This window comes from Niastella sp., from assembly GCF_045805085.1.
In the GTDB taxonomy this organism is placed as follows: Bacteria; Bacteroidota; Bacteroidia; order Chitinophagales; family Chitinophagaceae; genus Niastella.
Window position 1 is genome coordinate 1 of record NZ_JBJMLX010000472.1, and the last position, 12,795, is coordinate 12,795.

A 12,795-nucleotide genomic window follows, 5' to 3' on the forward strand; every position below is an offset into this window, starting at 1 on the left:
AGCGGAATGCCTGCATAATCGGGAAAAGTTAAACTATATGGCCTTGTATATATTTGTGATACATTAAAAAAAGCCTCCCCCCGGTAATATAGGGCGCTTCCTTTGACATTATTCCATTCCTGCGTATTCTTCTCCTCTGAACCAACCTTATCAATATCATCCAACACTAAATTTGAATAAAACACCTGGCGGTACGAATTATTCCAGTTGGGACCATCGGTAGGGTAACCATCGTATACATCACCCGCCCACACATAAGCATTTTTATCGACCAGGGACGGCAATGTTTGCCAATAATTATAGGTGACATAATAATTATCCGCACTCACTTCTCCCAAATAGGGGCGAATGTCATTCATGATGGTGGAATTGTCTAATAAAGCCTGAAAATCCGCTACTGAAGTGGGCACATCCACTGATTTATTGGGCTTTATTTTTATCCAGTCTTTTTTACACGAAACAATACTCACACTCACAAAAACAAACAACAATATTTTATAATTACGCATGTTGTAATTTTTTTTGAATGAATAGGAACAGGTCATTCCTGTTGGTTTCTACTATTAAAAATCAAATCTGGCTCCCAATGTTATACTGCGGGGTTGCGGCAGCACCCTTGATTCAGAATAGGGAACGGCATCGGGATCGATGCCAAATTTATTGGCGCGCCATAAAATAGCGATGTTGTTCATGTTGCAGTAAATATGGGCCCGTTGAAACGGCATGCGGGGCAGATTCTGTCTTTCAAGATCATAACTTATTACAATGTCCTGCAAGCGGATATGATCTGCTTTTTGTACCAGCACCAGTGAATTTGAATAGAACCGATAATCCCGGCTACTGGTGCTAACAGGTAATGCAGAAGGAATGGACGGCACATTGGTATGTTCTTCATCGCCGGGTTTTTGCCATCTGCTGGCATAATCCTTGTTTCCGGCCCAATAATACAACAGCTCACTATAATCAATGGAAGGCATTCTGAAATAGTGTCCCAGCTTATAAGTGATATTTACAGAGAGTGAAAAACTGTTCCAGTAAAAATCATTTCTGAAGGCGCCTACCATGGTTGGATTAACAGGACCACTATAAACCAGATCATTAGCCGTTGTTTTGGTAACCAAAGAAGAATAATCGGTTGTTTTTTGACCATCAAGAATCCCAACCGGATCCCCAGTAGTTGGGTCCAGGCCGCCCCAGGCAAAGCTGTAGATGCTTAAGACCGGATGGCCGGGGAGCGGCGTAAGGCCGGTGGATGCGTCGCCACTGCCTCCCAGTATCAGGCTTGGAGCAACAAACGTTTTTGTATAATTCGTTACTTTATCGGTTGCATAGCTGAATAAAAAGGCGGGATTCCAACTGAATTGCCTGCCCACTACTACTTTACCATTTAACTGTACATCAACGCCGTTTCCTTTAATGTTCGACACGTTGCCTCTGAAACCGGAAATACCGGTGGTGGGGTCCATGGCTACATCCCCAATCAAATTGTTTCCTTTCTTTGAAAAGTATTCAATGGTACCGGATAGTACATTCTTCTTTAAAGTAAAAAGAACGCCCAGGTTCATCATATTTACCGTTTCCCATCGCAGATCAGGATTGGGCGGATTCTGCACGGATGCAGCAATAGCCCGGGTTGTAGCATCGGTTATATACCGGACCGTTGTATAAGTCGTAAGATCCTTAGCTATATTTCCATTAGATCCATACGTTGCCCGTATGGCCAGCTGATCGAGCCAATCGCTTGAAAAAAAACCTTCGCGGGAAATATTCCACTTAACACCGGTAGACCATAACGGTACCACCCGATGATTGGTTTTTATACCAAAGAAATTGGTGTTATCCAAACGGCCGCTGGCTGAAAATACATACCGGTCGTTATATGTATAGGAACCATTGGCATAATACGACAGGAACCTGTCTGTTAAATCAGTTATCGGTTTGGCAGATGGGATTGCCAGAAGTGTTGCTGACGGGTTGGTAGAAAACCGGGTTACCAGGTCAACCGGCTGGTAAACGGCAGTCTCATCATTATACCCATACAACCGGGCCGGAGTACTTGCATTATGCAGTTCTTTTATTTCAAAACCGCCAATAACGCTCACCCTGTGCCGTTGCCATACCTGGTTAAAATTTGCCTGGGCACGCCCTGTATGGCCTTCCAGTTCGGAATTCGTTTGGTCTAAAATATCGCCCAACGGAACGGGATACTTCACCGTACCTGTAGGATTATAATACTGGTTAATCAGGTTCCTGGTATAATAGCCTGCCTGGCTTTGCAGGATATTCTGCTTCTTCAATTGCTTTTCATACTGATACTTTACTTCAATATTAAAGCTTGGGGTAAATGTTTTCCTTATCTCCAGGTTTACCCGGCTATAGTTTTGCTGCGTAACATTATTGGCCACATTGAGCTCGTCATACGGGCGATACTGCCAGTCTAAAAACCCCTGGCTTTCTTTTAATGTTTTATACGTATCCCTAATTCCATAAGAAACCGGAAGCGCATATCCATTCTCATCAACCAGTTGCGCATATGGATAAAATTTTCTTCCAAATGCATTCATCAAATCATTGATACCAGGGTTATTGTTGACAAACCTGGTGTTGGTGTACATTAACCCGGTATTGATATCAACATTTTTAAATGGGGTAAAACTATTGTTGGCGTTTATCGAAAACCGGTCAAAGCGATTTCTTTCATAACTGGTTTTATCTTTATCATAACTGAATGATAAAAAATATTTGGATTTATCGCCACCGCCTGAGATAGATAAAGCATTCTGAACCACAACCTGGTTCCTTAAAAAGTATTTTTCAAACTGGTCCACCACATTGTTGTTTTTCAGCGCTTCAATTTGCTGATCGGCCTCAGCAGCCGGGATCAACCCATCCCGTTTTTTGATCAACAATTCCACCACAGGCGTTAATGGAGATTTTGCAGAACTGGTTTCCTGGCTGGTATACCATCCCCTTGCAAAGAAGTCTTTCTCTGCATCAATAAAATCCGGGGAGGACATTAAAGGTAAATAATGCATGTCGGGTTTGGCGCCGATGGTAACATTGGTATTAAAGTGCGCTTCTGGAGCATGATTAGCACTACCCTTTTTAGACGTGATCACAATTACCCCGTTGGCAGCACGCACGCCATATATAGAGGCAGCTGCTGCATCCCGCAAAACGGTAATGGATTCCACCGTGTTGGGATTAATGTTGGTAATGTCCCCATCGTAAGGGAAATTGTCTAACACTATCAGGGGTTGGGCATAGCCGAAGATGGTGCTTCGGCCCCGTATAGCTATAGTAGGCTGATCTGATTTGCTATTCCTATAAAACGCTACCCCGCTCGCTACCCCTTCCAACCGACCCAGCACATCCATTGATGTTCCGCGGTTCAACAATTTATTATCAACTTGCACAAAAGAACCGGTAGCTCTTTCTTTTGGGATCTGCTGATAACCGGTATACACCGATACAGACACGCTGGCCATTTCACTTACTTCAAGCGCCAGTTGTACAGAAACAGTTGTTCTGCCATCTACATTTACAGTTTGTGTTTCAAACCCCAGGTAAGAAATTTCCAATACTGCATGCTCCCCCACTCCTCTCAGATCAAAAAATCCATCGGCATTGGTAACGCCGCCAATGGTTGTACCCTTTACTTTTACGTTGGCGCCGGCCAGCGGTTCGCCTTTATGATTCAACACCTTTCCTTTTATGTCAACAGGCGGCGCCGTTATATCCTTATCATCGGGTTTTTTATTTTCGCCGGCCTCTCTGTTCTTTGAGATCACGATCGTTTTATTCTGGATCATGTATCTGAGCGGCTGGCCTTTCAACGCCTGGGTTAACGCTTCTTCCAGGGGCGCATTTTTTACATGTATGGTGACCTTTGTTGCGTCTTTCAACACATCGGCCGGGTACAGGAACAAATATCCCGTTTGTTGTTTTATGGCCGTAAATACTTTTTCAAGCAAGATGTTATCCCCTGAATAAGTAACGGTTTGGGACACGCCCGTTGCATGTACGTTTAAAAATACAATGGTTAATAGGATGGCAGTTAATTTCATAATTCGTAAGGTTTGTTTGCTTACGAGCGATTTTAAATGGTTAATGGGTTTGCCGGCCGTGCAAGCAATAAAATCCGGCAGGTAATTGCGAAATTGCATACCTTAGTAATTGAAGGTTGAATAATAGGATTCTAATCGGTTTTGTTATCGACCTTTTTCAGCCGGTGTGTTTAGTGGACATACCGGCTTTTTTTACGGTCGTACATGTTTAAGCATTCATAGGTGTATAATTTTAAATATGGCTAAGCGGGTTTTTCAAAACATTTTTATTGGGAAATATGCATAGGGGTAAATAGAAATGAACTATGTTGGTTACTTATCATTCTTGCGGGAATCATTGGGTGAGGCAGCCGGCACAATCAGTTTTCTTCCTTCAACCCGGAAATGCAGACCGGTCATGAATTCAAGGTTCTCAGCTACCTGGGGCAGCGTTAAATTCCGCTGCATTTCTCCACTTATTTTATCGGAAGGCTTATCGCCATCATATACTACTTCAATGTCGTACCACTTTATTAACTGACGCATCACTACATCGATATCAGCATTATCAAAACTGAAAACGCCGTTCTTCCAGGCAACAACTGCTTCTGTCTGAACCGGGATGGGGTGGGATGGTTGGGATGACGGGGATACTGATGTTTGTTCTCCAGGCTTCAATAAAACTGATGCAGCATCTTTGGTAACTTTCACACTTCCTTCTAATAAAGTTGTCTTCATCACAGGTTCATCATCATATGCATTGATATTAAAATGAGTGCCCAATACCTGAACATCCATCGACCCCTTTTTACCGGATACATGAACAATGAAAGGTTTGGTTGCGTCGTGCGCTACTTCAAAATATACTTCACCGGTTATTTCTACCTTTCTTTCATTACCGGAAAATTCAACCGGATACCGGATGGAGGCGCCGGCATTTAACCATGCTTTACTGCCATCGGCCAGTTCCATGCTATAGGTTTGTGCGTAGGCAGTAGTGAGGGTATTAAATAATATTTCCCGGGCTGCTGATCTGGTTTGGTATTTCAGGGCGCCGTTCTCATTCATAACCACCGCCCCACCCTGTTGCGCCAGCTGACCGGCTTTGGCGCTATCCAGTAATATCCTGCTGCCATCGGCCAGTGTAAGGGACGCTATTCTTTGTGCAGGCCCAATAGCTTTTTGAGCTATTGTTTTTACTTCCTCCTTTACTTCTATGGCTTTATCGCGCTTACTGTACCACCAGAAAAAATAAGCAGCAGTCAGTATAAACAATACTGCTGCTGCTGAGGTTGCTACATCCCGAAATAACTTTCTGGGTCTTTTTATATCTACCTGCTTTCCATAATTTCGTTTTAGTTCTTCTTCAATAATGGCCTTGCCGCCTGCTACATCTATGGCATGTATTTCTTTCAACTTTTGAAGCAGGTATGCATCATTCTTGAATTCCTCCACGAACCGGCGGTTTCCCTCATCTGCCATATAGGCTGAGTACATTGTGCTTTCGGTTGAAGTAAGCGCTTCACCGGTAATTACTTTAATAATTATTCCATTGATGATGCTATTGTCCTTCATTACACAATGATTTTTCAGGGTTATCTAAAGCTCCGGCTATATGAATACGGATGAGCGAAAACTTTGTACCAGTGCCCTTGATAAATTTTATACTTTTTTTGTGCGGATCTGTACTTTTTGGATGGGATATATTAAAATCAACGCGGCAATGAATTTCAGATCAGGATATTAAAGAAGCATATACGGGATTACCATTAGGCGGCCATCATAAAAAGAAGGGTGATAAAGATCAGGATCATTACCTGTTCAACCCCAAGGGTAAGCCTAAGCGCTTTCATGGCGGCCGCATTGGTATTGCGGATCGTATTTTCAGAAAGGTTCAACATTTGTGCTACCTCTGTTCTGCTAAACCCATCAAGATAAGTGAGTTTGAATACCTGCTGCATTCTGTCGGGCAACTGGTTAATACGATCGTATAAGATCTGCACCAGCTCGGCTTCCTGGTATTTTTTTTCAATAACGTTTTCGGTGATGTGCTCTTCCTTAACGAGGCGGTTCTCAATCTTTGCTTTTAATTTATCTCTGCGCAAATAATCGATACAGGCATTTTTTATAACGGTGTAAAAGTACACCTGCAGGTGAGTCATATTGGAAAAATGGTTTTCCTGAGACCAAAGTTTAATAAAAGATTCAGTCACAATATCCCTGGCTTCTTCCGTGTTGGCGATAAGGCTATTGGCAAACAGGAACAATTTGCGATAAAGTTTATTATATACTTCGTTGAACGCCTCAGGATCCTTCTTCAGGATCTTCTGCATAATTTGCTCATCTGTCATATTAGTCCTCTTTGGATCGTCAAAGGATAGTAGATAAACAGAGAAATACAGTTAGTAATGGCACCAAGTTATAAATACGGCACCTTATCTGCAAATAAAATTAATTGCAGCCGCCATCAATTATAAATATCGGTTAATGATAGCGTTATTGTTATGTCAAAAAATGCATGTGTAAAAACGAGATACATAAACGTATTTGCAACACATTCGCAATTGGCGTCAATGGCGTTTAGGGGCGAGCGCAGCATTTTTGGTGCACAATATTAGCGTACCAACACAAAATTCCCCCGTTTAACAACTACTTTGCCGGTATAATCTATAGCCTGCACCATATACACAAAATTCTCGGACGACTGTTGCGAACCGCCCAGGGATCCGTCCCAGCCCTTGTTTACTTCGCTGGTACTGAACACCAGTTGCCCCCAGCGATTGTATACTCTGAAATACAGCAACTGTTTGATGCCTGCCAGAATGGGGCGGATCACATCGTTATGGCCATCGTGATTGGGAGTAAAGCCTGATGGCATGAAGATAGAGGCTTGTGTTTTAAATATTTTTACGGTGACCGTATCAGTTCCGTAGCAACCGGCCGCGGTTTCCGCTGTTACAACATAGGATATCGCTGCAGGCGCTTCCTCATTATACAACCCAACGGGGTTTGAAATATTGGAAAAGTTCAACCCGGTTGGAGGCGCCCAGGTCCAGCGATTGGCATTGGGATCGTTTACCGTAGCATTGAATTGCAAAGGCTGATTGATAACCACCGTGGTATCGTTGCCTGCTTTTACAATAATGGGTTTGGTAACATCTATATGAAAAGTATCTCTTAACGGGTTGGGACAACCGGCATTGGTAACCGACAATACCACATTCGACGTAACTTTTGGCGTAGCAGTGGCACTTATATTATATGGCACAGCAGGTACTACCCCACTGCCGCCGGGCGATAAAGACACACTATTACCCCAGGCGTAGTTGGTACCTGTTGTAATGGTGGCATTCAGCACTATTGATTTACCATAGCAGATATTACTGTTTTGAGGATCGATTGTTGCTTCAGGCGCCGGCACATTGAAAAACCTGATGGTGGCCATATCGCTGGTATCGGCAGGACAAACCCCGCTTTTCACCACGGCCCGGTAATACTCCGTTTGCGTAACGGGACCGGCCTGGTAAGTTGTATTTTGGTAAGCAGGTGAAAAATTGCTCCAGCTGCTGCTATTAAGTGACGATTGCCAGTTCACCACCGCTCCGTTATTATCACTTAATGTCAACAGGGGGCGGGCGCCTTCGTTCAAACAAACATTGGTGAGATCGGGACTTACTTTGCCACCTTTCGACCTGGGATCTACCGTAATTAATGCAGCCGTGCTTGTATCGATGGTACAGGCCGAACTGTTTTGCACTACCGCCGCATACCGGGTTGTGGCAACCAGGTTCTGGACTGTATATTGATCGCTGGTCACCGAAACTTCCCGCCAGGTAATGCCATCGGTTGAAGATACCCATTTCAGTACACCCCCTACTTCGTCTGCCAGGGATAACGGCACGCTGTTGTTACCGGAGCAAATGGTAGTATCGCTCATAATTCTGCCAGCCACAGTAGGCGGCCTGGTTGAAATATTGATGGTATCGCGCAGATCGGCGCAGCCATTTACTTCATGGCTGGTAACCTTGCCGCCATTGGCGCCCACAGTCACATTAATAATATTGCTATTGGCCCCTGAATTGATCGTCCAGCCGGCGGGAACCGTCCAATCGTAGGAGGCGCCGGCCAGCGCCGGCACTGAATATTCAACCGTAGTATTGGTACAGGCAATTTGTTTTCCGCTTATCTCCAGTCCGGCACAGGTATTACGCAAGGCCACGTAAGCATAGGCAAAGTGAGCGCCCGGACGGCAATTATCGGCTTCAAAAGTGAGGCTAACCTGCTGACCCCGGTAGGGCGACAAATCGAAAGTAACTTCGGTCCAGCCCTTCGTCCAAATATCATACAGCAGGGTGCCATTGTTATTGTTCCCCGAAAAATTCATGAAAGGAACAGGGCTGTTGGTAAACCCATTGGCCTTTGCCGTAGCAGAGTCGAGGGTGGCGCCGGTTCCCGAGCCACCGTTACCGCCAGCTGCATTATTAAATGTGGGCAGGTAATAACCGGGCGAGGCGCAGGTGATAATACTATCGTGGGTGCTTAAAGTAGCTTTAAACAGCGGTTGTTCGTTTGAATTGTGGGTTCCGTTCTCCAGCACCATGGCGTAGGCATAGGTCATGGTATAGGGATCTGCGGTGGAACCAGGCGGCACATTAATAACGTAAGTAACAGCACGGGTAAAACCGCCGGGATTGCGACCGGTTTGTCCCAGGGCGCGGGACGTTGTGCTTGACCCAAGCATAATAGAATAACTGTAAGAATACCCATTAATGGTAGGAACCGTTGGGAAAAAACCAAACGGGTCACTGGTTGGCGAAGTGATTACCTGAATGCCCGTATTGCTGAGGGAATATTCAGGAATGGTAGTAATTCCGGTATTAGGTGAAGGATAGGATTGCGAGGGCCCGTTTATCAACCCGGTTGTGGCTGACCAAAAAGAAAGGTCACCCGTTCCAAAATTGATGTTAGTTGGACAGGTCTGCAACTGTGAAAATCCAGTTGCCGCTAAAAATATTGCAGCAAGGCTGAGTAAATATTTTTTCATCCAAGTTTTAATAGGGGCCACAAAAAAATACTTCTATCCTTATTTGTACGCTAATTATCCTGTACTGGTTGGTATTCTGTTAATTAAATGTCTGAACTGGGATGGGTGGGATTTTTGGGATGTCTGGGAAACGGTTGCCTGGTCGCCCGGCTTAAGAACCACTGATTCCACTCTGCCCAGTGCCATCTGCCTGCTTCTTGCGGGACATTGGCGCGCCAGCCCATGGATCAAATAAACAGGTTTGAAAGGGTATCAATCAATGTATTTAAATGTACACATTAAATCTGAACCGGGGAATAGCATCGTAATAAAAAAAGCCCTCCCGACAGGTGGTCGGGAGGGCTGATATTTTTAATACTGGGGGTATTTTTACTGATATTGTATGTACACCGGTTGTGGCTTTTCGGCCAGTACTTCCTGCGGCGTTAACATGTGGCTGTTCTGCTTGCGGATGTCATTTTTATAGAACAGTTTGAAACCGGCAAATTGAACAGGCTCTTTCCAAACATATGCTTTGTAGCTATCGTGTTTCAGTGAAGGCTCGCCCCAGCCGTCCATATCCATTACGATCTGCACATCCGGGTGAATTTTGATATTCTTGTAATTGGTCACCATGTTCTGGGTAAAGCGGTGCACTACCAGGATCTTGGGCGGCAGGTTATTGGCTTTGGTGAGGTTACTCAGGTAATCACTTACAAAATTCACGTCAGCGGCATCCATGGTACCGATCACAGAACCGGGTCTTTTTCCTGTTTTCATAGAGAACTCAGGATCGATACCCAGGTGCACGTGCGGCATTTTCAGGTATTGTTCCAATTGGGGAATTTCAGCCTGTACATTGCTGAAACCCACCTGCACATCCAGGAAAACCAGGGCGTTGATGCGCGCTGCCATTTTCAGGATGGAATCAATTTGTTTGAACGGCATGCGCAAACGGTATTTGCCGTCTTTGCCGGGAGCCCCCTGGGCAGTTACGGCAATATAATGAAGGGCAGGCTGAACCGGCATTGCAGGGTCGGCAGCTTCCCATTTTTTACATTCAGCACCCAGTTTTTGCAGCATTTCATCTGGTGGGTACTCACCCAGTACACCCATATTCTTTGAATACAGGTTACCATAATAGGCTACAATTCGTTTATAAGGAAGAATAGCGCCTGCGTTTGGATAAGGCGTTTTAACGGGCCAGCGGCCGGAAGAATCACCATTCGCCAGGTGCAGGTTATTGCGATCGAAAAGGGCTGAGTCGAGCGTTAAAGCGGGTTTGGTCACATCGGCCACAGCAGGCTTTTCTTCTACTTTTGGCTTTGCTGTTGAATCGGATGTTTGGGCATTAGAAGAATTGGCTTGTCCATTGGAACAGGCATTCATAATAAACGGCAGACAGGCTGCCACAACCAGGCGACTTGGGCGCGTGAACCAGGTTATTGATTTCATTGCGTGTGTTACTATTTTGTACGTTTTATCAAAGGAAAATCAGCGGGCGAAATTAAGTTAAAACAAGTGATGAAAACAAGCTGTTTATAAGTTTCAGCATGCTTTCACACCGTTATAACTAATAACTCTTAGTAACGCCGGCCAATAACTTTTAGTGCCTTTTTTGAGCGGAGCTCTAACCAAATTCTAATTGTTCCCAATTGCTTTGCTGAAAAAGTTAGCAAAGCTGCAATCTGTTGAATACCAGTACCTATAATAGAAAGTCAATCCGGGCGCGGGTTCCACCCAAAACCTTTTTTACCCCTGCTATTGCACAATCCGGGAAACTTGTGTAGTTTTAATAAAACCCATTCGTATATGAAAACGAAAATCGGATTGTTTACAGTCCTTCTTGCCGCTGTAGCCGCCGTACCCGCTCTGGCACAAAACACTACTGCAAAGTATGTTAGTAATAAAACCACAGCTACGCAGGCACCGGCACAACCCATGATCAATTTTGTGAACCAAAAGCCAACGATCGATTCAATGGTATCTGGTATTGATGCAAATAATTATTTGGATCATGCTTCTTTTCGTGGTAAAGCGCGTGAAGGAAAATACTGGGTTGAATTGTTCTACAGCAAGGCCAACAGAGAGATCATGAAAGCCAACTTCGTGTTTACAACAGATTCGTTGAATTTTAGCCGGTGTTATTATTTCAAAAATAATAGCGTTACTAAAGTTTTCGACAACAACACTACCAATTATTACCAGGTTGGTAATGTAGTGTTAACTGACCAGGGCACCGTTGCGCCTTCAGTTACGTCAAAGAAGTTCACTGAGTTAATCGCTGATACTTTCCAGGCGTTATCAGCCGGCTGTTTCCAATAGTAGATAGCCGAACTTCCGTTTTAGCAACACTGTTATTGATTAAGAAGATATTTCTCTGCTTTTGCCCGAACTCGCAAGCATCTGGTACATGCTTGTAAGTTCGGGTAAAACATTTTTAGTCTGAACTGGGATATATGGGATGAATGGGATCAATGAGATAGGGATCCTTTTCCCGCTCATCTCATTAATCCCAAAAATCCGGTTCAGACATTTACTTACCCGTGATATCGATGGTTGCAGCGGTCAGTCCTGCTGATTGCGCCTGCAATTTTATGATCCCTGGTTTTCCGTTTGACTGCACTACAGCCAAACACAATCCATTGAAAGCTTTGTGTTCGCTGCCTTTAAATGATTCCAGACTGGTTTGGCAACCATTATCAACGCCGGCAATAAACCCCGGACCGCTTACTTTAAACTGAATATTATTGGCAGCATCGGGCACCAGGTTGCCGTCTTTATCTACCACTTTTACCGTTACAAACGACAGGTCTTTTCCATCGCCTTTGATGGCGCTTCTATCGGCCTGTACAATCAGCTTCGCCGGCTCACCGGCAGTTTTTATCACCTGGGAGGCCACTGCTTTTCCGTTCTTTTTTGAGATGGCTTCTACCCTGCCTGCTTCAAATGGCACCCGCCACATTACATACAGGTCATCACCGGTTTTCTTTTTAACGCCCTGCGATCTTCCATTGATGAACAGTTCCACTTCATCGGCATTATTATAATAGGCCCACATGTCAATCATTTGTCCTGGTTTCCAGTTCCAGTGCGGAAACAAATGCAACACATTTTTGGTGGTGAACAAACTTTGGTACAAATAATAAACATCTTTCGGAAACCCGGCCAGGTCAACAATGCCAAAGTAAGAACTGCGGGCGGGCCAGAGATACGGTGTTGGTTCGCCTATATAATCAAAACCCGTCCATACAAACATGCCACTGACGCTTTCATATTTTAAAAACGCTTTCAACGTGGTCAGGTGGGATGATCCCCAGGGCGTGTAACAGTTTTCATAAGCAGAACAGGTAAGATCGGGATTGGCGTTTTTGAGGGGCAGGTCCCAGCGTTGCGGCCAAACGCGCATGCTGTCTGATGGCAGATCATAATGCCCTCTTGATTGAATTGCCGATACCGATTCAGTTACAATGAACGGTTTACGTCCCCATTTCTTTTGCACATGTTCCGGCATCCAGATGCCCTGGTTGTAATTATAACCAATCAGGTCATTGATGCCCGATCGCAACAGCTGGTTATTATCGTCTGTATGATTGTTGGCGGTAACGGTGGGCCGGTCGTCGAGACTGCGTACGATCCGTTGCATTTCACGCAGCAATACCACACCGGCGGTGTCACCGCCTTTCGCATGTTGTTCGGGAATTTCATTACCCAGGCTCCAGATAA

8 protein-coding genes are annotated in these 12,795 nt (G+C 44.7%); 1 reads left to right on the top strand and 7 read right to left on the bottom strand.

Features of this window, described 5'->3' with window-relative positions; genetic code table 11:
• The 6 genes from ACJ751_RS24705 to ACJ751_RS24730 form a co-directional block, all read right to left on the bottom strand.
• Positions 1-509, bottom strand: a 509-nt coding sequence (locus ACJ751_RS24705) for a RagB/SusD family nutrient uptake outer membrane protein (protein WP_407748203.1), incomplete at its 3' end; no start/stop codon positions are given.
• A 54-nt stretch (positions 510-563) separates the two neighbouring features.
• Complete coding sequence (locus ACJ751_RS24710) at positions 564-4,166, bottom strand: SusC/RagA family TonB-linked outer membrane protein (protein WP_407748204.1); 3,603 nt, start codon at positions 4,164-4,166, stop codon at positions 564-566.
• A 213-nt stretch (positions 4,167-4,379) separates the two neighbouring features.
• On the bottom strand, positions 4,380-5,621 hold the full coding sequence (locus tag ACJ751_RS24715) for a FecR family protein (protein WP_407748205.1): 1,242 nt from the start codon (positions 5,619-5,621) through the stop codon (positions 4,380-4,382).
• Positions 5,622-5,815: 194 nt separating this feature from the next.
• Positions 5,816-6,397, bottom strand: a complete 582-nt coding sequence (locus ACJ751_RS24720; RefSeq protein WP_407748206.1) for an RNA polymerase sigma factor — start codon at positions 6,395-6,397, stop codon at positions 5,816-5,818.
• Positions 6,398-6,660: 263 nt separating this feature from the next.
• Complete coding sequence (locus ACJ751_RS24725; protein ID WP_407748207.1) at positions 6,661-9,030, bottom strand: T9SS type B sorting domain-containing protein; 2,370 nt, start codon at positions 9,028-9,030, stop codon at positions 6,661-6,663.
• Between the two features lie 429 nt (positions 9,031-9,459).
• Entirely contained in the window at positions 9,460-10,524 is a 1,065-nt protein-coding gene (locus ACJ751_RS24730; RefSeq protein ID WP_407748208.1) for a hypothetical protein, read from the bottom strand.
• Positions 10,525-10,881: 357 nt separating this feature from the next.
• On the opposite strand from ACJ751_RS24730, the gene ACJ751_RS24735 reads away from it, so the two are divergent.
• Positions 10,882-11,394 carry a hypothetical protein gene (locus tag ACJ751_RS24735; protein ID WP_407748209.1) on the top strand — a complete coding sequence of 171 codons (513 nt, stop codon included), beginning with the start codon at positions 10,882-10,884 and terminating at the stop codon, positions 11,392-11,394.
• Between the two features lie 211 nt (positions 11,395-11,605).
• Here ACJ751_RS24735 and ACJ751_RS24740 read toward each other — a convergent pair.
• Positions 11,606-12,795: DUF4982 domain-containing protein (locus ACJ751_RS24740; protein ID WP_407748210.1), on the bottom strand; the 1,190-nt coding region annotated here is incomplete at its 5' end.

Bases quoted from the DNA above. Each gene is read 5' to 3' on its own strand.
- ACJ751_RS24710 (WP_407748204.1), bottom strand. From the start codon at position 4,166: ATGCAATTTCGCAATTACCTGCCGGATTTTATTGCTTGCACGGCCGGC.
- ACJ751_RS24715 (WP_407748205.1), bottom strand. From the start codon at position 5,621: ATGAAGGACAATAGCATCATCAATGGAATAATTATTAAAGTAATTACC.
- ACJ751_RS24720 (WP_407748206.1), bottom strand. From the start codon at position 6,397: ATGACAGATGAGCAAATTATGCAGAAGATCCTGAAGAAGGATCCTGAG.
- ACJ751_RS24730 (WP_407748208.1), bottom strand. From the start codon at position 10,524: ATGAAATCAATAACCTGGTTCACGCGCCCAAGTCGCCTGGTTGTGGCA.
- ACJ751_RS24735 (WP_407748209.1), top strand. From the start codon at position 10,882: ATGAAAACGAAAATCGGATTGTTTACAGTCCTTCTTGCCGCTGTAGCC.